The organism is Streptomyces telluris, assembly GCF_024519335.1.
Classification (GTDB): Bacteria; Actinomycetota; Actinomycetes; order Streptomycetales; family Streptomycetaceae; genus Streptomyces; species Streptomyces telluris.
This window is the reverse complement of the sequence record NZ_JANIID010000036.1, coordinates 21,538-44,193: the sequence shown is the minus strand read 5'-3', so window position 1 is coordinate 44,193 and position 22,656 is coordinate 21,538. Positions and strand designations below refer to the sequence as shown.

Annotated in this window: 21 protein-coding genes and 1 pseudogene; 3 read left to right on the top strand and 19 right to left on the bottom strand. The window is 71.6% G+C overall.

Annotation, left to right across the window (positions count from 1 at the left end; genetic code table 11):
• Nucleotides 1-18: 18 nt before the first annotated feature.
• Together NQU55_RS30000 and NQU55_RS29995 are read right to left on the bottom strand one after the other, a co-directional pair.
• The gene (locus NQU55_RS30000; protein WP_168091983.1) at nucleotides 19-1,824 is read right to left on the bottom strand and encodes an ABC transporter permease/substrate binding protein; all 1,806 of its coding nucleotides are present in this window, start codon (nucleotides 1,822-1,824) and stop codon (nucleotides 19-21) included.
• Nucleotides 1,817-2,929, bottom strand: a complete 1,113-nt coding sequence (locus tag NQU55_RS29995) for a quaternary amine ABC transporter ATP-binding protein (RefSeq protein WP_168091984.1) — start codon at nucleotides 2,927-2,929, stop codon at nucleotides 1,817-1,819. The genes NQU55_RS30000 and NQU55_RS29995 overlap by 8 nt, the downstream gene beginning before the upstream one ends.
• A 246-nt stretch (nucleotides 2,930-3,175) precedes the next feature.
• On the opposite strand from NQU55_RS29995, the gene NQU55_RS29990 reads away from it, so the two are divergent.
• Together NQU55_RS29990 and NQU55_RS29985 are read left to right on the top strand one after the other, a co-directional pair.
• Entirely contained in the window at nucleotides 3,176-4,081 is a 906-nt protein-coding gene (locus NQU55_RS29990; protein ID WP_168091988.1) for a 5'-3' exonuclease, read from the top strand.
• Nucleotides 4,082-4,136: 55 nt separating this feature from the next.
• Entirely contained in the window at nucleotides 4,137-4,985 is an 849-nt protein-coding gene (locus NQU55_RS29985; protein ID WP_168091985.1) for a siderophore-interacting protein, read from the top strand.
• A gap of 51 nt (nucleotides 4,986-5,036) precedes the next feature.
• Here NQU55_RS29985 and NQU55_RS29980 read toward each other — a convergent pair whose 3' ends face one another.
• The 12 genes from NQU55_RS29980 to NQU55_RS29925 all read right to left on the bottom strand — a co-directional run bounded on the left by NQU55_RS29980 (nucleotide 5,037) and on the right by NQU55_RS29925 (nucleotide 17,349).
• A complete protein-coding gene (locus NQU55_RS29980; RefSeq protein ID WP_168091986.1) occupies nucleotides 5,037-7,865 on the bottom strand; it encodes a DEAD/DEAH box helicase in 2,829 nt (942 codons plus the stop codon).
• 46 nt (nucleotides 7,866-7,911) lie between these two features.
• Entirely contained in the window at nucleotides 7,912-8,817 is a 906-nt protein-coding gene (locus NQU55_RS29975; protein ID WP_256791515.1) for a diacylglycerol kinase, read from the bottom strand.
• A gap of 98 nt (nucleotides 8,818-8,915) precedes the next feature.
• Nucleotides 8,916-9,806, bottom strand: a complete 891-nt coding sequence (gene tatC, locus NQU55_RS29970) for a twin-arginine translocase subunit TatC (RefSeq protein WP_256791524.1) — start codon at nucleotides 9,804-9,806, stop codon at nucleotides 8,916-8,918.
• Between the two features lie 139 nt (nucleotides 9,807-9,945).
• Nucleotides 9,946-10,227: a Sec-independent protein translocase subunit TatA gene (tatA, locus tag NQU55_RS29965; protein WP_168096926.1), complete on the bottom strand. Its 282-nt coding sequence runs from the start codon at nucleotides 10,225-10,227 to the stop codon at nucleotides 9,946-9,948.
• Between the two features lie 228 nt (nucleotides 10,228-10,455).
• Nucleotides 10,456-10,671: a hypothetical protein gene (locus tag NQU55_RS29960; protein WP_058045174.1), complete on the bottom strand. Its 216-nt coding sequence runs from the start codon at nucleotides 10,669-10,671 to the stop codon at nucleotides 10,456-10,458.
• 101 nt (nucleotides 10,672-10,772) lie between these two features.
• Nucleotides 10,773-11,012 carry a phage terminase large subunit family protein gene (locus tag NQU55_RS29955; protein ID WP_256791523.1) on the bottom strand — a complete coding sequence of 80 codons (240 nt, stop codon included), beginning with the start codon at nucleotides 11,010-11,012 and terminating at the stop codon, nucleotides 10,773-10,775.
• A gap of 11 nt (nucleotides 11,013-11,023) precedes the next feature.
• Nucleotides 11,024-11,986, bottom strand: a complete 963-nt coding sequence (locus NQU55_RS29950; protein ID WP_168096872.1) for a helix-turn-helix transcriptional regulator — start codon at nucleotides 11,984-11,986, stop codon at nucleotides 11,024-11,026.
• A gap of 60 nt (nucleotides 11,987-12,046) precedes the next feature.
• The gene (locus NQU55_RS29945; protein ID WP_256791512.1) at nucleotides 12,047-13,057 is read right to left on the bottom strand and encodes a helix-turn-helix transcriptional regulator; all 1,011 of its coding nucleotides are present in this window, start codon (nucleotides 13,055-13,057) and stop codon (nucleotides 12,047-12,049) included.
• 112 nt (nucleotides 13,058-13,169) lie between these two features.
• On the bottom strand, nucleotides 13,170-13,550 hold the full coding sequence (locus NQU55_RS29940; RefSeq protein ID WP_168094224.1) for an FKBP-type peptidyl-prolyl cis-trans isomerase: 381 nt from the start codon (nucleotides 13,548-13,550) through the stop codon (nucleotides 13,170-13,172).
• A 64-nt stretch (nucleotides 13,551-13,614) separates the two neighbouring features.
• Nucleotides 13,615-14,583, bottom strand: coding sequence for an FKBP-type peptidyl-prolyl cis-trans isomerase (locus tag NQU55_RS29935; protein WP_240976566.1), 969 nt, complete (start codon nucleotides 14,581-14,583; stop codon nucleotides 13,615-13,617).
• Between the two features lie 135 nt (nucleotides 14,584-14,718).
• Nucleotides 14,719-16,080 carry a Pup--protein ligase gene (gene pafA / locus NQU55_RS29930; protein WP_168094223.1) on the bottom strand — a complete coding sequence of 454 codons (1,362 nt, stop codon included), beginning with the start codon at nucleotides 16,078-16,080 and terminating at the stop codon, nucleotides 14,719-14,721.
• Between the two features lie 9 nt (nucleotides 16,081-16,089).
• The gene (locus NQU55_RS29925; RefSeq protein WP_168094222.1) at nucleotides 16,090-17,349 is read right to left on the bottom strand and encodes an MFS transporter; all 1,260 of its coding nucleotides are present in this window, start codon (nucleotides 17,347-17,349) and stop codon (nucleotides 16,090-16,092) included.
• Nucleotides 17,350-17,470: 121 nt separating this feature from the next.
• Between NQU55_RS29925 and NQU55_RS29920 the strand changes: the two genes are divergently transcribed.
• A complete protein-coding gene (locus NQU55_RS29920; RefSeq protein WP_168094221.1) occupies nucleotides 17,471-18,541 on the top strand; it encodes a LacI family DNA-binding transcriptional regulator in 1,071 nt (356 codons plus the stop codon).
• A gap of 92 nt (nucleotides 18,542-18,633) precedes the next feature.
• Here NQU55_RS29920 and prcA read toward each other — a convergent pair whose 3' ends face one another.
• The 5 genes and pseudogenes from prcA to dop form a co-directional block, all read right to left on the bottom strand.
• Nucleotides 18,634-19,428: a proteasome subunit alpha gene (prcA, locus tag NQU55_RS29915; RefSeq protein ID WP_168094220.1), complete on the bottom strand. Its 795-nt coding sequence runs from the start codon at nucleotides 19,426-19,428 to the stop codon at nucleotides 18,634-18,636.
• A gap of 49 nt (nucleotides 19,429-19,477) precedes the next feature.
• Nucleotides 19,478-20,323: a proteasome subunit beta gene (prcB, locus tag NQU55_RS29910; protein WP_168094219.1), complete on the bottom strand. Its 846-nt coding sequence runs from the start codon at nucleotides 20,321-20,323 to the stop codon at nucleotides 19,478-19,480.
• Nucleotides 20,275-20,457 (bottom strand): annotated as a pseudogene (locus tag NQU55_RS29905) (endonuclease domain-containing protein); the annotation flags it as partial. The gene prcB and the pseudogene NQU55_RS29905, both read right to left, overlap by 49 nt.
• A 10-nt stretch (nucleotides 20,458-20,467) precedes the next feature.
• Entirely contained in the window at nucleotides 20,468-20,686 is a 219-nt protein-coding gene (locus NQU55_RS29900) for a ubiquitin-like protein Pup (RefSeq protein WP_058045164.1), read from the bottom strand.
• 164 nt (nucleotides 20,687-20,850) lie between these two features.
• The gene (gene dop, locus NQU55_RS29895; RefSeq protein ID WP_168094217.1) at nucleotides 20,851-22,362 is read right to left on the bottom strand and encodes a depupylase/deamidase Dop; all 1,512 of its coding nucleotides are present in this window, start codon (nucleotides 22,360-22,362) and stop codon (nucleotides 20,851-20,853) included.
• Between the last annotated feature and the right edge of the window lie 294 nt (nucleotides 22,363-22,656).

The window sequence follows — 22,656 nt, the reverse complement described above, 5'->3', positions numbered from 1 at the left end:
CCACCGTACGCCTGTTCGTCAGTGGCGGACAGGCGCCAGCTTGTCGGCGAGGCCCGGGCGGGCGTCCAGCCAGCGGCGCGCGGACTCCTTCTCCTTGCCCTTCCCGCCGTTCTGGATCTCGACCTCCAGGGAGGCGAGGTCCTTCTCGGACAGCTTGAAGTCCTTCAGCCAGGCCGTGACCTCGGGGAAGTCCGTGCCGAAGTCCTTCTTGCCGACGGCGTGGATCTCCTCGCCCTTGCCCCAGGCCCCCTTGGGGTCCTTGAGCTTCTTCAGCTGGTGCTTGCCGTAGGCCCAGTGCGGCGACCACAGGGTGGTGACGATGGGCTCCTTCTTCTTGATGGCCCGGTCGAGGTCGGCCAGCATCGAGGAGGTGGAGGAGGAGACGACCTTGTACTCGCCATCCAGTCCGTACTCCTTGAGGACCTTGTCGTTGAGCGTGCCCATCATGCCCGCGCTGGACTCGATGCCGACGATCTTCCCGCCGAACAGGGCGCTCTTGCCCTTGAGGTCCTCCAGCGAGTCCACGCCCTTGACGTAGTCGGGCACGGACAGCTCCAGCGAGGTGGGCCCGTACCAGGCGCCCAGGTCGGTGAGCTTGTCGCGGTAGCGGTCCATGTACTGCTTGTGGGTGGTCGGCAGCCAGGAGTCGAACTGCAGGTCCATCTGGCCCTGCGCCAGCGCGGTGTACAGCGGCCCGGGGTCGAGCTGCTTGACGTCCGGCTTGTAGCCGCGGTCCTCGAGGATGTTCTGCCACAGGTAGGTGGTGGCGACGGCCTCGTCCCAGGGGAAGTAGCCGAGCTTGATGCCCCGGCCCTGGCCCACGTTCGCGCCCGCGGCCACGTTCTGCCGGCCGTCGCCGTTGCCGGCGAGGTTCATCCCGCCGGCGACCAGCGCGAGGACGACGACACCGACGGCGGCGACGGCCGTGCCGGGCCGGTAGCGCAGGAAGGCCGGCCCGCGGGTGGCGGACGCGGCCTTGGCGGCGGCGCGCCGGCCGAGCGGGGAGACCCGCTGGTTGAGGGCGCCGGTCATGCGGTCCAGGTAGATGGCGAGGACGACGACGGCCAGGCCGCTCTCGACGCCGCCGCCGATGTCGACCTTGGTGACGGCCGCGTAAACGGCCTCGCCGAGGCCGCCCGCGCCCGCCATGCCGGCGATGACGACCATGGACAGGGCCAGCATGATGACCTGGTTGACGCCCGCCATGATCGTGGGCAGGGCGAGGGGCAGCTGCACCCGGGTCAGGGTGTCGCGCGGCGTGGTGCCGAAGGCCGTGGCGGCCTCGACGAGCTCGCCGTCGACCTGCCGGATGCCCAGCTCGGTCATGCGCACGCCGGGCGGCATCGAGAAGACGACGGTCGCGATCAGGCCGGGGATCGGGCCGATCGAGAAGAACATGACGCCGGGGATCAGGTAGACGAAGGCGGGCATCGTCTGCATGACGTCCAGAGCGGGCCGCAGGACCCCGCTGACCTTGCTGCTGCGCGCCGCCCATATGCCGAGCGGCACGGCGACCAGCAGCGTGATCAGGCTCGCGACGAGGACGAGCGACAGCGTCGCCATCGCCGCCTCCCACAGGCCGAAGGAGTCGACCAGGGCGAAGCCCGCGAAGGTGAGCACGGCGGGCAGCAGCCCGCGCAGCCACCAGGCGACGACGGCCAGGATGCCGGCCATCAGCAGCGGCTCGGGGGCGCCGAGGACGGCGTTCACCCCGTCGTACATGCCGGTCAGGACCGTGTTGATGAGGTCGAAGAGCCCGCTCAGGTGGGTCTGCAGCCAGCTGACGGCGTCCTCGGCCCAGCTTCCGAAGTGGATCCTAGGCACGGGCGCTCACCTCCGCCTCGGCGGCGCGGGCAGGCGTGGCGGCCTCCGCGGGCTCGCCGGGCTCGCCGGTCCGCGGCGCGGGCATCCCCGGCTCCTCGCCGAGCGCGGCGAACAGCAGGTCACGGGTGACGACGCCGGCCGGCTCGCCCCGCTCGTCGGTGACGGTGACGGGGGCGGCGCTGCGGGCGAAGGAGGCGAACAGGTCGGCGACGGGCGTCGCCGCGGGGACGGTGGCCGCCCCCTCGGCGCCGGAGGCCCGGCCCGCCCGGTCCATGATCGAGCCGGCGGTCAGCACCCGGCTGCGGTCGACGTCCTGGATGAAGGAGGCCACGTAGTCGTTGGCCGGGCGCACGAGGATGTCCTCCGCGGTGCCGTTCTGCACGATCCGGCCGTCGCGCATGACGGCGATCCGGTCGCCGAGGCGCATGGCCTCGTTGAGGTCGTGGGTGATGAAGACGATGGTCTTCTTCAGCCGCGTCTGCAGGTCCAGCAGCTGGTCCTGCATGTCGCGGCGGATCAGCGGGTCGAGCGCGCTGAAGGACTCGTCCATCAGCAGCAGGTCCGCGTCGGTGGCCAGCGCGCGGGCGAGCCCGACGCGCTGCTGCATGCCGCCCGAGAGCTCGTCGGGCCAGGAGGCCTCCCAGCCCTTGAGGCCCGCGAGCTCCAGCGCCTCGGCGGCGCGCTCCTCGCGCTCCGCGCGGGCCACGCCCTGCACCTCCAGGCCGTAGGCCGCGTTCTCCAGCACGCTGCGGTGCGGGAAGAGCGCGAAGTGCTGGAAGACCATGCTGATCTTCCGGGAGCGCACCGTGCGCAGGTCGCGCGGGGACAGGGCGGTCAGGTCCTCCCCGTCGAAAAGGACGCGGCCGGCGGTCGGCTCCAGCAGTCCGTTGAGCATGCGCAGCAGCGTGGACTTGCCGGATCCGGACAGACCCATCACCACGAAGATCTGGCCCGCCTCCACCTCGAAGGAGGCGTCGATGACCGCTGCGGTGGTGCCGTCGGCACGCAGCTCGTCGCGGTCGGCGCCGCCTTCGAGCCGTCGGACGGCGGCTTCGGGTCGTCTGCCGAACACCTTGTACAGATGCTCGGCCTGGAGCCTGGACACATACACCTCTCGGGTCGAACTCAGGACGGCCCTGCCTCCCCCTGTGGCAGGGCCGTGGAGCGGTGCGGCATCGGTCCGCGTGCCCGCTTCCGGCACGCGTGCCGAGGGCGGGGTCCGCTCCGGTGCCGCGCCTGCCCCCGATCAATCCGGGCAAACGGAACAGTGACCCGCTTCACATCGGCGGGGTGGGGTTGCGGGAGGCGTGTCAGTGGTCTGCGGCATGATCGACCCGTGACGCGACGCCTGATGCTCCTCGACACCGCCTCCCTGTACTTCCGCGCCTACTTCGGCGTGCCCGACTCCGTCCGCGCCCCCGACGGCACCCCGGTGAACGCGGTGCGCGGCCTGCTCGACTTCATCGCCCGCCTGGTCCAGGACCACCACCCCGACGACCTGGTGGCCTGCATGGACTTCGACTGGAGGCCCCACTGGCGGGTCGAGCTCATCCCCACCTACAAGACGCACCGGGTGGCCGAGGAGACGGAGACCGGCCCCGACGAGGAGGAGGTGCCCGACACCCTCTCCCCGCAGGTCCCGGTGATCGAGGCCGTGCTCGACGCGATCGGCATCGCGCGGGTCGGCGCCACGGGGTACGAGGCCGACGACGTGATCGGCACGCTCGCGACCCGCGCCGCCGGCCCGGTCGACATCGTCACCGGCGACCGCGACCTCTACCAGCTGGTGGACGACCGGCGCGGGGTGCGGGTGCTGTACCCGCTCAAGGGCGTGGGCACGCTGCAGGCGGTCGACGAGGCGCTGCTGCGCGAGAAGTACGGGGTGGACGGATCCGGGTACGCGGACCTGGCGCTGCTGCGCGGCGACCCCAGCGACGGGCTGCCGGGCGTTCCGGGCATCGGCGAGAAGACGGCCGCGAAGCTGCTGGCCGCCTTCGGCGACCTGGCCGGGATCCTGGCGGCCGTGGACGATCCGGCGGCGAAGCTCACCCCGGCGCAGCGCACGCGCCTGACGGAGGCCAAGCCGTATCTGGCGGTGGCCCCGAAGGTCGTCCGGGTGGCGGCGGACGTGCCGCTGGCGCCCTTCGATCCGGCGCTGCCGGCCGAGCCTCGGGACCCGGAGACGCTCGACGCCCTGGCCGAACGGTGGGGGCTCGGCGGCTCGCTGCAGCGGTTGCTGGGCGTCCTCGCCGGCTGAGCTGTTAGGTTAGGTGAACCTAACTTTTCAGGATCAGGGGATCAGGGGAGACACCATGGCAGAGCGTCCCGTCCGGCAGAGGCCGAAGCTCAACCGGGCCCGTGTAGTGCGCACCGAGCGGATCACGCCGCACATGGTGCGCGTGGTGCTCGGCGGCGAGGGCCTCGCGGACTTCGGCGCGGGCGAGCACACCGACCACTACGTGAAGCTGCTCTTCCCCGTGCCCGGTGTCACGTATCCCGAGGGCTTCGACATGGAGATCATCCGCCGCGACCTGCCCCACGAGCAGTGGCCGAAGACCCGTACCTACACGGTGCGCTCCTTCGACCGCGAGGCGCGCGAGCTGACCATCGACTTCGTCGTCCACGGCGACGAGGGCCTGGCCGGCCCGTGGGCGGCCTCCGTCCGGCCGGGCGCCGAGGTGTTCTTCCGCGGCCCCGGCGGCGCCTACTCCCCCGACCTGGCCGCCGACTGGCACCTCCTGGCGGGCGACGAGAGCGCGCTGCCGGCGATCGCCGCGTCCCTGGAGCGGATCCCGGCGGGCACGCGCGTGCACGCCTTCGTCGAGATCGCGGGCCCGGAGGAGGAGCAGAAGCTGGAGCTGGCCGACGGCGTCGAGGTCACGTGGCTGCACCGCGGCGCCGCGCCCGTCGGCGAGCCCCTCGTCGCGGCCGTGCGCGGGCTCGACTTCCCCGCCGGCGACGTCCAGGCCTTCGTCCACGGCGAGGCCGGCTTCGTCAAGGAGCTCCGCCGCTACCTGCGCGTGGAGCGGGAGGTGCCGCGCGAGCGCCTGTCGGTGTCGGGCTACTGGCGCCGCGGCCACGACGAGGACGGCTGGCAGGCGTCCAAGCCCGAGTGGAACCAGCAGGTCGAGGCCGAGCAGGAAGGCGCGGCCGCGGCCTAGCCCGGTCCGGTGCCGCCGGTCACGGCTGTGACCGGCGGCACCCGTCCGGGGTCAGCCCACGGACGAGTAGGCCACGACGCCCCGCAGCAGGCCGTCCACCGCGCGCCGCGCGTTGCGCGCCACCGTGCTGCCGTCCTGCGGCGCCGCGGCCGCGATCTGGCCGAGCACGTCGATCAGCTGCTTGCACCACCGCACGAAGTCGCCGGCCGGCATCTCGACCTCCCGCAGGACCTCGTCCAGGCCGTGCCCGGACGCCCAGCGGTACGCGGCCCAGGCGAAGCCGAGGTCCGGCTCGCGCTGGCCGACCCCCTCCGCCTGGTTGATCTTGTGCTGTTCCTCCAGGGCGTCGAGCCGGCCCCAGATGCGGACCATCTCGCCGAGGGCTTCCTTCGCCGGTCCCGTGGGCAGCTTCGGCGGCGCCGCGTCGTCGGCCATGCGCGCCTCGAAGACGAGCGCCGAGGCGCACGCCGCCAGCTCGGCCGGCTTCAGCCCCTCCCAGACGCCGTCGCGCAGGCACTCGGAGGCCAGCAGGTCCAGCTCGCCGTAGAGCCGGGCGAGCCGCTTGCCGTGCTCGGTGACCTCGTTCCCGTGGAGGTAGTCCAGGTCGGTCAGGAGGGCGCAGATCCGGTCGAAGGTGCGGGCGATGGTGTTCGTACGCCCCTCGATGCGCCGCTCCAGCTGGCGGGTGTCCCGCAGCAGGCGGTGGTAGCGCTCCGCCCAGCGGGCGTGGTCCTCGCGCTCGGAGCAGCCGTGGCAGGGGTGCGCGCGCAGGGCGGCGCGCAGCCGGGTGATCTCGGCGTCGTCGGCGCCGGCCGCCCGGGGCCTGCGGTGCCGGTCGGGCACGATGTGGCCCGCCTTGGTGCGCAGCGCGGAGGCGAGGTCGCGGCGCGACTGCGGGGAGCGCGGGTTGAAGGACTTGGGGATCCGCATCCGCTCCAGCGCCTCGACCGGCACGGGGAAGTCCATGGGGGCGAGGCGCTTGACCTGCCGCTCGGCGGTGAGCACCAGCGGGCGCGGGCCGTCGTGGGCGTCGTAGCCGCGGTGGCGGTCGGCGCGGGCGGGCGGCAGGCCGGGGTCCAGCACAAGGGCCAGGCCCGCGTACTTGCCGGTCGGGACGTGGATGACATCGCCGGGCTTGAGCCGTTCCAGGGCCGTCGCCGCGGCGGCGCGGCGCTGCACGGCTCCCTGCTTGGCCAGGTCGGTCTCACGGTCCTTCAGCTCGCGGCGCATCCGGGCGTACTCCTCGAAGTCGCCCAGGTGGCAGGTGACGGCTTCGCGGTAACCCGCCAGGCCCTCCTCGTTCTTCTGCACCTGCCGGGAGATGCCGACGACCGACTTGTCGGCCTGGAACTGCGCGAACGACGTCTCCAGCAGCTCGCGCGAGCGGTGCCGCCCGAACTGCGAGACGAGGTTGACCGCCATGTTGTACGACGGCTTGAAGCTGGAGCGCAGGGGGTAGGTGCGGGTGCCCGCGAGGCCGGCGAGCGCGGCCGGGTCCATGGCGCGCTGCCACAGCACGACGGCGTGCCCCTCGACGTCGATGCCGCGGCGCCCGGCCCGGCCCGTGAGCTGGGTGTACTCGCCGGGGGTGATGTCCGCGTGGGTCTCGCCGTTCCACTTGACGAGCTTCTCCAGCACCACCGTGCGGGCCGGCATGTTGATGCCGAGGGCCAGCGTCTCGGTGGCGAAGACGGCCTTGACCAGGCCCTTGACGAAGAGCTCCTCCACGACCTCCTTGAAGGTCGGCAGCATGCCCGCGTGGTGGGCGGCGATGCCGCGCTCCAGGCCTTCGAGCCACTCGAAGTAGCCGAGGACGTGCAGGTCCTCGTCGGGGATGGCGGCCGTGCGCTCCTCGACGACCGCGCGGACCCTGGCACGGGCCTCGTCGTCGTTGAGCCGCAGGCCGGCGTAGAGGCACTGCTGGACGGCGGCCTCGCAGCCGGCGCGGCTGAAGATGAAGGTGATCGCGGGCAGCAGGCCCTCGGCGTCGAGGCGCTCGATGACCTCCGGGCGGCCCGGCGTCCAGATGCGGCTGCGCTGGCGGCGCTCGCGCTCGCGGTCGGCCTCGCGCACCATCTTGCCGCGGCGGCGCTCGCGCGGGTTGTAGGTGCGGCTGTTCTCCATGCGGGCCATGCGCAGCAGGTCGGGGTTGACCTCGCGGCGGGCGGCGCCGCGGCCGCCGTGGTCCGTCTCCTCCTCGAAGAGGTCGTACATCCGCCGGCCGGCGAGCACGTGCTGCCACAGCGGGACGGGCCGCTCCTCGGAGACGATCACCTCGGTGTCGCCGCGCACGGTGTCCAGCCAGTCGCCGAACTCCTCGGCGTTGGAGACGGTGGCCGACAGGGAGACGAGGGTCACCGACTCCGGGAGGTGGATGATGACCTCCTCCCAGACGGCGCCGCGGAAGCGGTCGGAGAGGTAGTGCACCTCGTCCATGACCACGTGGCCCAGGCCGATGAGGGCCTGGGAGTTGGCGTAGAGCATGTTGCGCAGGACCTCGGTGGTCATCACGAGCACCGGGGCGTCGGCATTGACGCTGTTGTCGCCGGTCAGCAGGCCGACCTTGGCGGCGCCGTAGCGCCGGACGAGATCGCTGTACTTCTGGTTCGACAGCGCCTTGATGGGCGTCGTGTAGAAGCACTTGCGGCCCTGCGTGAGGGCCAGGTGGACGGCGAACTCGCCCACGATGGTCTTGCCCGAGCCGGTCGGCGCGGCGACCAGCACGCCCTTCCCGCCCTCCAGGGCCTTGCAGGCGTCTATCTGGAAGGGGTCGAGTTCGAATTCGTACATCTCGCGGAACGGTGCGAGCGCGGTGGCCTGCTCGGCAGCGCGCACCCGTGACAGGGCGTAGCGCTCAGCAGGGGACATGTCGTCGGTCATCTTGTCTACGAGCCTACCGGTGACCCCTGACAGCGCACCCGATCTTTTATCCAGCCTTTTCCGCAGCTCCGAGCAGGCGTACGGCCTCCGGTACGGTCTCGGCGGTCAGCGGCAGCGGGCCGAGCGGCTCGCCGTCCGCCCAGCCGGTGAGCCCGGGCGCGGACAGTGACACCTTGGCGACGCGGTGCACGGTGACCGCGGGGTGGGAGAGGTGGGTGCCGCGGTAGACCCGGGGGAAGACCTTCAGCAGGGTGGAGCGGCTGCACGGGCCGACGACGGTGATGTCGAAGAGGCCGTCGTCCATGCGGGCGTCCGCGCAGATGCGCATGCCCCCGCCGTACGAGGAGCTGTTGCCGACCGCGACGAGGGTCGCCTCGACCTCCTGCTCCGGGCCGTCGTCCAGGCGGATCCGGTACGGGACGGGACGCAGCGCGGCCAGCTCCGCGAGGAGGGCCACGTCGTAGCGCAGCCGTCCGGTGGGGAAGCGCATCCGGTTGCCGCGGTCGTTGACGCGGGAGTCGAAGCCGGAGGCGAGCACCGTCGCGAAGTACGTCCCGCCGGCCCGGCCGAGGTCCACCGGGCGGCCGCCGTCGCCCTTGAGCGACCGGGCGATGAGCCGGCCGGCCGCCGCGGGGTCGCGGACGGGCAGCCCGGCGGCGCGGGCGAAGTCGTTGCCGGTGCCGGCGGCCACCACGCCCAGCGGGACGGGGGTGCCGGCGACGGCCCGGAGGGCCAGCGAGACCATGCCGTCGCCGCCGACGGCGATCAGTGCGCCGGTGCCGCCCGCCACGGCCTCGCGGGCCCGGCGCAGGGCGTCGGCGGCGTTCTCCCCGACGACGGTGCGCACGGAGAACCCGGCGGCCCGCAGCGCCCGGGCGGCCGGCTGGGCGGCCGCCGCCCCGCGCCCGCGGCCCGCCGCCGGGTTGACGAAGAGCGTGATGTCGCTGGTCACCCGCCGGACCCTATCGGGTCGGGATGCGCCGCGGGGCGGCCGCTTGTGTCAGCGGCCGCCCCGGGCGGTGTCCGGCTTCGTCCCCGGTGGGTGCCGGGTCAGGTCACGTCGTCGTAGCTGTTGCGGGCCGCGTGGCCGCGCTCGTCGGCGGACCGCTCGTGCAGGGCCGGCATCGGCTCGGAGTCGCCGACGGACTGCGGGGTCAGGTCGAGGGGGGAGGCCTCGTCGTCCGACAGCAGCCGGTCGGGGTTGCGGCGCGCACGGCGCTTGTCGTTGAGCATCGAGAAGCCCACCGCACCGAAGTACAGGATGATGATCGGCACGGCCAGGATGCACATGCCGAACGGGTCGGTGCTGGGGGTCGCGATCGCGCCGAAGACGAAGACGCCCATGACGACGCCGCGCCACCACTTGACCATGGTCCTGCCGGTGACCATGCCGGCGATGTTCATCATGACCAGGAGCAGCGGCAGCTCGAAGGCGAGGCCGAAGACGAGGATCATCCGGACGGTGAAGTCGAGGATGTCGTCGAGGTTGAGGGTGTTGGCCGCGGAATCGGGTGTGATCTTCAGCAGCACCCGCATGCTCATCGGCATGATCTCGTAGGCCAGGTAGGCACCGGCGACGAAGAGCGGGGCGGCCGTCGCCACGAAGGCGATCGTGTACTTCTTCTCGTTCTTGTGCAGGCCCGGGGCGAGGAACGCCCACAGCTGGTAGAGCCAGATCGGCGAGGAGACGGTGACGCCCGCGAGGAGGCACACCTTCACGATCGTCGTGAACGGCGAGGACAGGCTGTTGAACACCACGACCGCACAGTTGCCGCCGTGGCTCTGCGCCAGGTCGCGGCCCGGGCACTTGGGAACGGGACTCGAGAGGAAGTCCGTGAGCTGCTTCTGGTAGAACGCCGCGACGATGGCGACCACGACGATCGCGATGACCGCCTTGGCCAGCCTGTTGCGCAGCTCACGCAGGTGCTCCGCGAGCGGCATCCGCCCCTCGGGGTCCTTCTCCTTCTTGCGGGCAGACTTGGGCAACCCACGTCCCTATCTCGTGCGGCAGACGGACGCCCCGCGGGCGGCCGCCTCGATCGTCCCTGAAAAAGTGCTGGTCAGCGCCGTACGGCGCTGGTCAGTGCTGCGTGGAGCGGTCGCTCGGCTCGGTGACCGGACGCGCGCCGGCCACATCGCCGGGAGCCGCCTTGATCGTACGGGGGGCCTGGCCGGCGGGCGGGTCGGCCGGGGCGGAGGCGTTGTCCTGGCCCTCCGACTTCATGGCCTTCGCCTCGCTCTTGAGGATGCGGGCGGACTTGCCGAGGGAACGCGCCATGTCCGGGAGCTTCTTCGCACCGAACAGCAGGACGATGACGACGAGAATGAGGATGATCTCGGGGGCGCCGAGCCTACCGAACATTTGCGTTTACCTTCTCACCGAGGCGGCATGGGGTGGGGTACTGCCGACTGATCGGACATTTGTCCATCAGCCGTACGGCAGCGATCGTAACGCGCAGGGGTAAACGCTGGGCAATCCCCTTGCGTACTCCCGGATGCGGCCCCCCGCCTCGTCGCCGGGGCCGCCGAAACAGCGTACCGCCCGGTCAGCGGCCCCAGGAGAGAGCGGGAGCGACGTTGTCAGAACCGCTCATTCCTGGCGCAAAGTGTGCGCGGCCTGCGCACTCGCCGCGGCGAGCGGCGTCGCGGCCCGCTCCAGGTCCTCCGCGGCCCGGCTGATCCGCTGTGAGCTCTCCGACACCTGGCGCGCCAGCCGCCGCACTTCGACCAGCACCCGGGCGGCCAGCACTCCGAGGACGGCGATCCCCAGGAAGGCGAGGGCGACGGCGAGCATGGGCCAGAACATGAGGTGAACCTATCGGGATGTCGGAATGGCTCAAAACAACTGTTTATCGGAGTGTTTCGTACGGACTGTCGTACGCACCGGGCCCGGCGGCGGTCCGGGGATCACACCGTCGAGTGCAGCCGGAGCGTCCGCACCCCGCCGCCGGTGAGCAGCTCGACGATCCGCTCCCCCGCCGGCTTGCGCACCGCGGTACCGCAGTCCGGGCAGGTGAAGGAGTAGAAGGTGGTCCGCCGGCTGCCGCCGATCGCCAGCCGCAGCGCACTCGCGGCCAGCTCGAAGCGGCCGCGGCAGTCGGGGCAGGCCGCCTTGAACAGCGCGGCCCCCGGCACTCTCCCGTGCATCGCGTCCACCGTCACTCCCCGTACGCCGCAAGGGCCTCACGGGCCGCGTCCCGCGCGCTGACCGCCAGCCCGGCCGGCGAGACGATCCGCCCGTCACCGCCGAGCCGCAGCGCGAGCCGGCGCAGCGAGGCCGGGTCCGGGGTGCGCAGCGTGATCCGCAGACCCCCGTCGGGCTGCTCCTCGGCGCTGTCGTGCGGGTAGTACTCGGCGACCCAGCGGCCGCCGGGGCCGACCTCGATCACGACCTCCGGGTCCTCCGCGGCCGGCTGCACCAGCCCCTCGGACAGGTCGCGCAGCTCGACCGGCGGCGGGTCGGACACCTCGTCGAGCAGCCGGATTTCGGCCACCCGGTCCAGGCGGAAGGTGCGCCGGGCCTCCGAGAGCCGGCACCACGCCTCCATATAGGTGTGGCCCACGACGAACAGCCGGACGGGGTCGACCTCGCGCTCGGTGAGCTCGTCGCGCGCGGGCGAGTAGTACTTGATCCACACGCGGCGGCGCTCGGCGATCGCCCGGTCGACGTCAGCGAAGACGCCGCCCTCGGACTCGAAGGTCACCGACAGCCGGGAGCTCGCGCCCGCCGCCTCGCCGGCCGCGGCCTCGATCTTCGCGGTGGCCCGCACCAGCGCCTGCCGGCCGCTCTCCCGCAGACCGGGCAGCGTGGCCACCGCGCGCGCGGCCACCAGCAGGGCGGTGGCCTCGTCCGCCGCCAGCCGCAGGGGCTCGCCCGTGCTGCTGCCCGAGGCGTCCGGGTTGTGCCACCAGATGCGGTCGCCGTCGGTGTCGATGTCCAGCAGGTCACCGCCGCGGAAGCTGGTGCCGCACATCGGCAGGACGTCGAGGTCGCCGATCAGCTCGTCCTCGGTGATCCCGAAGGCGCGCGCCACGTCGGTGACCCGGGCGCCGGGGCGCTCCCGCAGGTAGGTGACCAGCGACAGCATCCGCCGCGTCTGGTCAATGGCGTTTCCGGCCATCAGAAGTCGGTCCGTTCCTCTCAGCCCTCGTCGCGGGCCCTTCGGCCCGTATCCGCTGTCTCAGCCCTTGGCCACGGCGCGCAGCCGGTCGAGCACCTCGGCCCGCAGCTCCGCCGGTTCCAGCACCACCACGTCCGGCCCGAACTCCACGAGCCAGGCGTCCAGCCCGTGCCCGTAGGGGATCTCCAGCTCGTCCCAGCCGTCGCCCAGCTCGCGCGTGGCCAGGGCCCGGGCCCGCAGCGGGTACCCGTGGTCCGCCCGCACCTTGATCAGGGCCGTGCTCGTCGCCGTCTCGCCGGCCCAGCGCTCGACGGTCTCGCGGACCGTCACGTGGTCGGGCACCGGGGCCGTGAAGGGGATGCCCCGCGACCGCACCTTGCCGGTGATCCGGGACAGCCGGAAGACGCGCTCCGCCTTGCGGTCGCGGTCCCAGCCCGCCAGGTACCAGTGGCCGCGCCAGCACTCCAGCGTCCACGGCTCGACGTGGCGCTGCTCGGGGCGGGCCGAATTCGCCTTGCGGTAGTCGAAGACGACCGGGCGCCGGTCGCGCGCGGCCAGCATCAGCGGCTCGAAGGCCGCCTCGTGGACCGGGATCCGCGTCTCCAGGGCGCTGTGGCCGTAGGCCTCCTCCGCGAGCGGCATCCCGGCGGCGCGCAGCTTCTGCAGCGCCCCGCTGGCCGCGGCGGCAAGGCGGGCCTGCTGCCAGACGCTGGCGGCCAGGCCCAGGGCGGCCGCCTCCTCGACGTCCAGCGTGATGGGGGGCAGGCGGTTGCTGTCGCGGCGGGCCAGATAGCCGGTCTCGCCGTCGACGCTCTCCACCGTCTCGATGATCAGGCCGAGCTCGCGCAGGTCGTCCTTGTCACGCTCGAACATGCGGTTGAAGGCGTCATCGCTGCCCGCGGCGTTGTCCGGGGCTCCGGAGGCCGTGCCGGACGCCGTGCCGTTCCCCGGCCCGAAGGCTTCGAGGTAGGCCTCGATGGAGCCCCTGAGCTCCCGCTTGCTCAGCGGACGGCGCGTCCCCAGCAGGCACAGCGCCAGGTTCATCAGCCGCTCGGCCTTGGCAATCGCCATCGACGCCCTCTCTACTTGTGCTCTCAACCGCTGACCGTACCGCTCCGGCCTGCGAGCGCAAAAGCCGAGGCCCCACGCCCGCAGGCGTGGGGCCTCGGCCCGCGATGCGGGGTCAGCCCGCGACGGCGATCAGGTCGCAGACGAAGATCAGCGACTCGCCCGGGGCGATGACGCCGCCACCGGCGCCGCGCTCGCCGTACGCCAGGTGCGGCGGGATGACCAGCTTGCGGCGGCCACCGACCTTCATGCCCTGGATGCCCTGGTCCCAGCCCGTGATGACCTTGCCGGCGCCCAGCTTGAACTCCAGCGGCGTGCCGCGGTTCCAGCTGGCGTCGAACTCCTCGCCGGTGGAGAAGGCCACGCCCACGTAGTGAACGCGCACCATCTGGCCGGCCTTGGCCTCGGCGCCGTCGCCCTCCCAGACCTCCGTGATCTCCAGATCAGTGGGCTCCGGGCCCTCGGGGAAATCAATCTCGGGCTTGTCGATGCTCACGAAAGTGCTCCTACGAACGAATCTTGTAGACAACCGTGCAAGTCTGGCAGATCCCGGTCAAAGATCAGACCTTGCCCACGATGTCGACGACGAACACCAGCGTGTTCTTGTCCAGGCCGCTGCCGGCCTGGCCCTCGTAGCCCAGCTTGGGCGGGATCACCAGCTCCACCCGGTCCCCGACGTGCTTGCCGACCAGGCCCTTGTCCCAGCCCTGGACGACCGAGCCGGTGCCGATCTGGAAGCTCGTCGCCCCCGAGTGGTCCCAGGAGGAGTCGAACTTCTTGCCGTCCTCCCACTTCACCCCGGTGTACTGGGCGATCAGCCCCTCGCCCGCCTTGATCTCCGGGCCGGTGCCCTTGATCAGCACCTGCTCCTTGAGGTCCGAGGGCGCCTTGGTGTCCTTGGGAATGGTGATCTCCGCGGCCTTCTGCGGGAGCACCTTCACCTCGGGCATGCCCTCGTCCGGCTTGGCCTGGTCGCCCTTGACCTCGCTCTTCGGGTCGACCTTCTGGGCGCCGACCACGTCGACGACCCAGACCAGGCCGTCCTCCGGCTCCAGGCCCAGCTGCGGGTTGACCTGCTCGCCGATGGTCTCCTTCACCGTGCCCACGACCTCGACCCGGCTGCCGGCCCGCTGCCCGATCACGGCGTCGGCCACCTTCGCGGGCACCTGCTGGCCCGGCTGGCCCGCGGCGAAGACGTCCTGGCGGCGCACGTCCTTGCCGCCCGGCGTCTGCCCCTGGCTCGACCAGGAACCGCCCAGCGGCTTGTCGTCCTTCATGCTCTGCACGGCGAAGTCGAGGCGGACGAAGCTGCCCTTCTCGACCTTGTCGCCCTTGCCCTCCGACAGCGTCTTGACCGTGAGCTCGTCGCCCGGCTTCGACCCCTTCTCCACGGAGATCTCGGGCTTCTGGCCGAAGTCCCCCTTCACCGAGACCTCGGCCTCGGACGAGCCTTTGTCATCACCGCACGCGGCAGCGGAGAACAACAGGACAGGCACGGCCAGCGCCGCGGCCAGGCGACGCGTGTTCATCGTGAGGTTCATCAGTCCAACTCGGGCTAGGGGGTGGCAGAGCAGTGCCCGCCACTTTACGGCTTGATCCTGTGTGATCAACCCTGCCCGACACGGTGGTACGCCGGGCCCCGCGGCCCGGCGCACCCCGCCCGCTCACATCCCGGCGATGAGCTTCTCCACCCGGTCGTCCACCGACCGGAAGGGGTCCTTGCACAGCACCGTCCGCTGCGCCTGGTCATTGAGCTTCAGGTGCACCCAGTCGACCGTGAAGTCGCGCCGCTGCTCCTGTGCGCGGCGGATGAAGTCGCCCCGCAGCCGCGCCCGCGTGGTCTGCGGGGGCACGGACTTGCCCTCGAAGATCTTCAGGTCGTTGCACACCCGGGCCGCCCGGCCGCGCTTCTCCAGCAGGTAGTACAGCCCGCGGCGGCGGTGGATGTCGTGGTACGCGAGGTCTATCTGCGCGACCCTCGGGTGCGACATGGTGATGTTGTTCTTCGCCCGGTACTGCTCGATGAGCTGGTACTTCATCACCCAGTCGATCTCGGTGGAGATCCGGTCCAGGTCCTCGTCCCGGACGGCCTCCAGGGTGCGGCCCCACAGCTCCAGGACCCGCTCCACCGTGCCGGTGCGGATGCCGCGGCGCTCGCAGAAGTCCACGGCCTTCTCGTAGTACTCCTGCTGGACCTCCAGGGCCGAGGCCTCGCGCCCGCTCGCGAGCCGGACCTTCCGCCGGCCCGTGATGTCGTGGCTGACCTCGCGGATGGCCCGGATCGGATTCTCCAGCGTGAGGTCGCGCATGACCGTGCCCGCCTCGATCATGCGCAGCACCAGGTCCGTCGCGCCGACCTTCAGCAGCATCGTCGTCTCGGACATGTTGGAGTCGCCGACGATGACGTGCAGGCGGCGGTAGCGCTCGGCGTCGGCGTGCGGCTCGTCGCGGGTGTTGATGATCGGGCGGGAGCGGGTGGTCGCCGAGCTGACGCCCTCCCAGATGTGCTCCGCACGCTGGCTGACGCAGTAGACCGCGCCGCGGGGCGTCTGCAGGACCTTCCCCGCCCCGCACAGCAGCTGCCGCGTCACCAGGAAGGGGATGAGGATGTCCGCAAGACGCGAGAACTCCCCGTGCCGCGCGACGAGATAGTTCTCGTGGCAGCCGTAGGAGTTCCCGGCGGAGTCGGTGTTGTTCTTGAAGAGGTAGACGTCGCCCGCGATCCCCTCCTCGTGCAGGCGCCGCTCGGCGTCGACGAGCAGGCCCTCGAGAATGCGCTCCCCCGCCTTGTCGTGGGTGACCAGCTCGACCACGCTGTCGCACTCCGGAGTTGCGTATTCGGGGTGCGAACCCACATCCAGGTAGAGACGCGCTCCGTTGCGCAGGAAGACATTGCTGCTGCGGCCCCAGGAAACGACACGGCGGAAGAGGTAGCGCGCCACTTCGTCAGGCGACAGCCGGCGCTGTCCCCTGAAGGTGCACGTGACGCCGTACTCGTTCTCCAGCCCGAAAATGCGGCGGTCCATGCCTGAACATTACGCCTGATGCCCTGCGCTGAAACCGGGTTCGACCGCACCGTTCCGATCATTTTCCGACCGGGCCACGATGGGCGACGGGGTCGCGGGAGCCTGCAGCCACCGGCGCGCCGCCACCATGACGAGCAGCGCCGCCGCGCCGCCGCCCACGGCGACCAGGTAACCGGCCCGCGCACCGCCGCTCTGGACCGCCGGGCCGACCACGCCGGAGCCGATGGCGGCGCCCACGCCGAAGGAGGTCACCAGCCAGGAGAAGGCCTCCGTGACGGTGCCGCGCGGCGCGTGCCGGTCCACGACGACGAAGGCGCAGGCCAGGCAGGGGGCCAGGAAGATGCCGGCCACACCGGCGAGCACCGTCATCATCAGGGTGCCGGGGACCACCAGCAGCGGCAGGTAGCAGACCGCGAGCCCGGCCACGAGGAGCCGCAGGCGCTGCTCGGGCGTGCCCGGCCACTGGCGGTGGCCGTAGACCGTGCCGCCGATGAGGGCGCCCACGCCGATCGCCGAGAGGATGTACCCGGCGGTGGCGTCGTTGCCGGCGTCCTTGCCGTAGGCGATCGCCGCCACGGCGATCGAGCCCAGCGCGGTGCCGATGAAGAAGAACGTGCCGAGGACGACGCGCAGCCCGGGCGAGCGCAGGGCGCCCAGCCAGTGCGCCTCGCGCGGCGCGCTGCGCCACTCCCGCGAGGGCTTCGAGGTGACGACGGCGAGCGCGCCCAGGGCGCCGAGGGCGTTGATCACGAACAGCGCGGCGGCCGGGGACCACACGGCGACCATGCCGGAGATGATCAGCGGGCCGACGACGTACATCAGCTCCTGGGCGATGGCGTCCAGGGAGTACGCGGCGTGGATCCGCTCCTCGCTCTTGAGGACCGAGGGCCACAGCGCCCGCAGGCCGCCCTCCAGCGGCGGGGTGAAGAATCCGGACACCACCATGGCCGCGTACGCTAGGAAGGCCGGCTCCGGGCCGGTGACGGCGAAGACCGCCATGCCGAGCGCGGCCAGCAGGGCCGACGGAAGCATGACGCGGGGCTGGCCGTAGAGGTCGACGGCCCGGCCCAGCAGGGGCTGGCCGACGGCGTTCGCCACACCGTAGACGGCGGACAGCGCTCCGGCGAACGCGAAGCTGCCGCCCTCGGCGAGGACGAAGAGCGGGATCGCGAGCGCGGCCGTGGCATTCGGCAGGCGGCCCACCAGCGTGCCTGTGAGCAGGCGCGCGGCGTGCCGCGTTCTGAGCATCTCGCCGTAGCCGGCCGCCATCGGTGACTTCCTCTCTTCCCCGAGCCTCGGGTTTTACGTATAACTAGAAGCGTCATACGTATCATGGCCGCAGCCTGCGGGTCCAACCGCCGCAGGCTGGGGCATAGGGGAGGCACCGACAGTGACCAGCGGCGACGAGACAGGGCAGCGCCGCGACGAGCGGTGGCCCACGGCCCGCGGCCCCCGCGCCGGAGCCCGCGCCACCAGCCGTGACGTCGCCCGGGCCGCAGGCGTCTCCCAGGCCACGGTCTCCCTCGTCATGGGCGAGAAGTGGCGGGGCCGGGTCTCCGAGCGCACCGCCGAGGCCGTCCGCTCCGCCGCCCGCAGCCTGGGCTACCGCCCCAACCTCGCCGCCCGCGACCTCCGCCTCGGCCGCACCCGCACGGTGCTGCTCGTCGTCCCGGCGCTGACCAACGAGTTCTTCGCCCGGGTCCACACCGGCGTCGTCCGCGTGGCCCGCGAGCACGGCCTCGGCGTCGTCCTCTACCTCTCCCCCGAGGGCACCGGCCCGGCCCGCGACCCGTTCGCCTCCGCCAGCGCCACCCTCGACGGTGTCCTCGCCTCCTCGATGGCCGCCGAGGCCCTCGGATCCATCCGGGGCGGCGGCCTCCCGCTCGTCATGCTCGACAGCGACCCCGGACACGAAGGCGCCTCCGCCACCGTCAACCCCGAGATCGCCGACGGCATGCGCCAGGTCGCGGAGCACCTGCTGGGCCTCGGCCACCGGCGGTTCCTGCACCTCGCCTCGGACATCGACACCTGGACGTTCCGGGTCCGCGCCCGGGCGCTGGCCGAGGCCCTGCGCGGGACGGACGGCGCCGGGGTGCGCACCGAGCGGGCGCCCCTGACCGTCGCCGACGGGCTGCGCGCCACCGAGAAGGCCCTCGCCGAGCCCGGCCACCGCCCCACCGCCATCGTCTGCGACGACGACGTCCTCGCCGCGGGCGCGTGCAAGGCGGCCCGCCGGCTGGGCCTGCACGTGCCCGCCGACCTCTCCGTCACCGGCTTCACCGACCTGGCCCTCGCCACGGCCGTCGAGCCCGAGCTGACCACCGTGCAGCTGCCGGCCGAAGCGGTCGGCGAAGCCGGCATGCGCGCCCTCGTGGCCGTCCTCGACGGGCGGCCGCCGGCCCCCGAGGCCCTACCGGTCCGGCTCGTCACCCGCGGCACCACGGCCTACGCCCGCCCGTAGCCCCGCGTACCCCCGCAGCGTCCGGGCGGCGACAGCAGTGCGCCCCGCCGGGGTGACCGACGGGGCGCACGGTGATTCGGCAAGCAGAAGAATCAGCTCTCGGACGGGGCCGCGCCGCCCTCCTCGGACGAACCCTCCGGCTCCGCACCGGACTCGGCGTCACCGGAGGCGGCCCCGCCGCTGGACGTGCCCTCCTCCAGCAGGCGCGACAGCTGACGGCCCAGCAGCCGCTTGAACTTCCGCTGCTGCGGCCGCGTCCGGTCCAGGACGGCGACCTCCAGCTGCTCGGAGGTGAGCGTGCGCTCGCCGCCGTTGTTGTCGCGGGTGAGGGACTCGACGGCGAGCTTCAGCGCCTCCGAGAGGGTCATCCCGTCGCGATGGCGCTGATCGAGGTAGCTGCTGATCTGATCGGCATTGCCACCGACGGCGACCGAGCCGTGCTCATCCACGATCGAGCCGTCATGCGGCAGCCGGTAGATCTGATCGTCCTCGGGGCCCGCGCCGACCTCGGCGACGATCAGCTCCACCTCGTAGGGCTTCTCGGCGGCGCTGGAGAAGATCGAGCCCAGCGTCTGTGCGTAGACGTTGGCCAGGCCACGGGCCGTGACGTCGTCCCGGTCGTAGGTGTAACCCCGCAGATCCGCGTAGCGCACACCGCCGATCCGCAGGTTCTCGAATTCGTTGTACTTGCCGACCGCGGCGAAGGCGATCCGGTCGTAGATCTCGCTGACCTTGTGCAGGGCCCGGGACGGGTTCTCGGCAACGAAGACAACGCCATCGGTGTACTGGAGCACCACGACACTGCGGCCGCGCGCGATGCCCTTGCGGGCGTACTCGGCGCGGTCGGCCATGGCCTGCTGAGGAGATACGTAGAACGGCGTCGACACCGGTTATCCGTCCCTTTCTGTCAATGAGGGGTACATGCTGACCGGGGCCTCAGAGGAGGGCGGCCCGGGGGCCGTCCGGCTCCTGGAGCCGCCGGTCGTGGATCGCCCGGACGATCTCGGAGCACTCCGCCTCGGTGAGCTTTCGGAACCCCTCGTCGGTGATGACGGTGACGATCGGATAGATACGACGTGCAAGATCCGGTCCGCCGGTCGCGGAGTCGTCGTCGGCGGCGTCGTAGAGCGCCTGGACGACGAGCGTGAGTGCCTGACCCTCCGTCAGATCCTCGCGGAAGAGCTTCTTCAGCGACCCCCGGGCGAAGACCGAGCCCGAGCCGGTGGCGGCGAAGCCGTGCTCCTCCGAGCGCCCGCCGGTCACGTCGTAGGAGAAGATCCGGCCCTTCTGGCGGTCCACGTCCCAGCCGGCGAACAGCGGCACCACGGCCAGGCCCTGCATGGCCATGCCGAGGTTGCCGCGGATCATCGTCGACAGCCGGTTCGCCTTGCCCTCCAGCGAGAGCTGAACCCCTTCGACCTTCTCGAAGTGCTCCAGCTCCAGCTGGAAGAGCTTGACCATCTCCACGGCCAGGCCGGCCGTGCCGGCGATGCCCACCGCCGAGTACTCGTCGGCCGGGAAGACCTTCTCGATGTCACGCTGGGCGATGATGTTGCCCATCGTGGCCCGCCGGTCACCGGCCAGCACCACGCCGCCGGGGAACGACGCCGCGACGATCGTCGTGCCGTGCGGGATCTCCACCGCGCCCTGCACCGCGGGGAGCGGCCGGTTGCCCGGGAGCAGCTCCGGGGAGTGCGAGGCCAGGAAATCCATGAACGACGAGGAACCGGGGGTCAGGAAGGCAGCCGGCAGATGCCCGGTGCTACGAGTGTTGGCTTCCACACGTTTCCTTCCACGTATGCAGCGGCCCGCCCCATGACGTCCGCTCGATCCTTGAACCGCCCCAGGGCCGCGTCGGAGCTGGGGCACAGTACGCCACGGACCTTACCGGTCCCATGATCATGATCGACAGGCGCCGGCAGCCGCCTACTCGCCGCCCTTCTGGACGAAGGAGCGCACGAAGTCCTCGGCGTTCTCCTCCAGGACATCGTCGATCTCGTCCAGCACGGAGTCGACGTCGTCCGACAGCTTCTCCTGCCGTTCCTTGAGGTCCTCCGAGACCTGCGCGTCCTGCGCCTGCTCCTCGACGTCCTCTGTGGATCGCGTGGCCTTCTGCTGACCGCCGCCGGTGTCCTTGGTCGCCATATCCCTCACCCCGCTCGGTTCGACGTACAAGATCGGACGTACTCAGTCGTACTCAGCCCTGCAAGATCAGACCCTACAAGCAGGGTCCGACATCGGCCCTGTACTTGCTACAACGTCCCGGAACCACGGTGATGATTCCCTGAACGCCGTCCTCTCAGACCTGCTCAGCCCCCGGAGAGCACCCGGACCAGCTCCTCCGCGGTGCGGCAGCGGTCGAGCAGCTCCTTGACGTGGTTGCGCGTGCCGCGCAGCGGCTCCAGGGTGGGTACCCGCTGCAGGGAGTCACGGCCCGGGAGGTCGAAGATCACCGAGTCCCAGGAGGCCGCGGCCACGTCGTCCGCGTACTGCTCCAGGCAGCGGCCGCGGAAGTAGGCCCGGGTGTCCTCGGGCGGGACCGTGCGGGCGCGCTCCACCTCGGTCTCGTCCAGCAGCCGCTTCATCTTGCCGCGGGCCGCGAGCCGGTTGTACAGGCCCTTGTCGGCCCGGACGTCCGCGTACTGCAGGTCCACCAGGTGCAGGCGGGCCGCGTCCCAGCCCAGGCCGTCGCGGCGGCGGTAGCCCTCCAGGAGCTCCCGCTTGGCCACCCAGTCCAGCTCGCCGGCCAGGCTCATCGGATCGTGCTCCAGCCGGTTCAGCACGTCCTCCCAGCGGGCGAGCACGTCCTTCGTCTGCTCGTCGGCGCCCGCCCCGAAGCGGTTCTCGACGTACTTGCGGGCCAGCTCGCAGTACTCCATCTGGAGCTGTACGGCGGTGAGCGTGCGGCCGCTGCGGAGCGTGATGAGGTGTTGCAGGGTGGGGTCGTGGCTGACCTGGTGGAGGGTGCGCACCGGCTGGTCGACGGCGAGGTCGGAGACGATGAAGCCGTCCTCGATCATGGACAGGACCAGCGCGGTCGTGCCCAGCTTGAGGTAGGTGGAGATCTCCGAGAGGTTGGCGTCGCCGATGATCACGTGGAGCCTGCGGTACTTCTCGGCGTCGGCGTGCGGCTCGTCGCGGGTGTTGATGATCGGCCGCTTGAGCGTGGTCTCCAGGCCCACCTCGACCTCGAAGTAGTCCGCTCGCTGGCTGAGCTGGAAGCCGTGCTCGTGGCCGTCCTGGCCGATGCCGACGCGGCCGGCGCCGGTGACCACCTGACGGCAGACGAAGAAGGGCGTCAGGTGGCGCACGATGTCCGAGAAGGGGGTCTCCCGCTTCATCAGGTAGTTCTCGTGGGTGCCGTAGGACGCGCCCTTGTTGTCGGTGTTGTTCTTGTAGAGGTGGATCGGCTGGGCTCCGGGCAGCTGGGCGGCGCGCTCGGCGGCCTCGGCCATGATCCGCTCGCCGGCCTTGTCCCACAGGACGGCGTCCCGGGGATTGGTGATCTCCGGGGAGCTGTACTCGGGATGGGCGTGGTCGACGTAGAGTCGCGCGCCGTTGGTCAGGATGACGTTGGCGAGGCCGATGTCCTCGTCGGTGAGCTGGCTGGAGTCCGCGGCTTCGCGGGCGAGGTCGAAGCCCCGGGCGTCCCGCAGCGGGTTCTCCTCCTCGAAGTCCCAGCGGGCGCGTCGCGCCCGGTGCATCGCCGCGGCGTAGGCGTTGACGATCTGGGACGAGGTGAGCATGGCATTGGCGTTCGGGTGACCGGGGACGGAGATCCCGTACTCCGTCTCAATGCCCATTACTCGCCGTACGGTCATGCGGCCCTCCTTGCCCGGCGGCGCCCCCTGGTGGGGTCGGCGCTCAAGTACCGCTGCGCGTCCGGTCCGTGTCCGGCCCTCGATCCCCCATCGCGCTGTGCGGCGGTATCGAAGAGCCTAGAACGGCTTTGCGGCGGTGGGGAGATCATTACAGTCATTGCTCCGGTTCGTGGCGTACCCGGGCCATGGACGCTCCCCGTGGCGAAATCCTGGCGAGAAACCCGTCGGAAAACGACGCGGTCGGCGGGAAAAAGCATCCGGCCGCGGTTGTCCCGGGGCGTGTCCCCCGCCGGG

What these genes read in the sequence shown, in the direction of transcription:
- NQU55_RS29990 (WP_168091988.1), top strand. Translation starts at nt 3,176, where the DNA reads ATGCTCCTCGACACCGCCTCCCTGTACTTCCGCGCCTACTTCGGCGTG.
- NQU55_RS29985 (WP_168091985.1), top strand. Translation starts at nt 4,137, where the DNA reads ATGGCAGAGCGTCCCGTCCGGCAGAGGCCGAAGCTCAACCGGGCCCGT.
- NQU55_RS29980 (WP_168091986.1), bottom strand. Translation starts at nt 7,865, where the DNA reads ATGACCGACGACATGTCCCCTGCTGAGCGCTACGCCCTGTCACGGGTG.
- tatC (WP_256791524.1), bottom strand. Translation starts at nt 9,806, where the DNA reads ATGCCGCTCGCGGAGCACCTGCGTGAGCTGCGCAACAGGCTGGCCAAG.
- tatA (WP_168096926.1), bottom strand. Translation starts at nt 10,227, where the DNA reads ATGTTCGGTAGGCTCGGCGCCCCCGAGATCATCCTCATTCTCGTCGTC.
- NQU55_RS29960 (WP_058045174.1), bottom strand. Translation starts at nt 10,671, where the DNA reads ATGTTCTGGCCCATGCTCGCCGTCGCCCTCGCCTTCCTGGGGATCGCC.
- NQU55_RS29955 (WP_256791523.1), bottom strand. Translation starts at nt 11,012, where the DNA reads ATGCACGGGAGAGTGCCGGGGGCCGCGCTGTTCAAGGCGGCCTGCCCC.
- NQU55_RS29950 (WP_168096872.1), bottom strand. Translation starts at nt 11,986, where the DNA reads ATGGCCGGAAACGCCATTGACCAGACGCGGCGGATGCTGTCGCTGGTC.
- NQU55_RS29945 (WP_256791512.1), bottom strand. Translation starts at nt 13,057, where the DNA reads ATGGCGATTGCCAAGGCCGAGCGGCTGATGAACCTGGCGCTGTGCCTG.
- NQU55_RS29935 (WP_240976566.1), bottom strand. Translation starts at nt 14,583, where the DNA reads ATGAACACGCGTCGCCTGGCCGCGGCGCTGGCCGTGCCTGTCCTGTTG.
- pafA (WP_168094223.1), bottom strand. Translation starts at nt 16,080, where the DNA reads ATGGACCGCCGCATTTTCGGGCTGGAGAACGAGTACGGCGTCACGTGC.
- NQU55_RS29925 (WP_168094222.1), bottom strand. Translation starts at nt 17,349, where the DNA reads ATGGCGGCCGGCTACGGCGAGATGCTCAGAACGCGGCACGCCGCGCGC.
- NQU55_RS29900 (WP_058045164.1), bottom strand. Translation starts at nt 20,686, where the DNA reads ATGGCGACCAAGGACACCGGCGGCGGTCAGCAGAAGGCCACGCGATCC.
- dop (WP_168094217.1), bottom strand. Translation starts at nt 22,362, where the DNA reads ATGACCGTACGGCGAGTAATGGGCATTGAGACGGAGTACGGGATCTCC.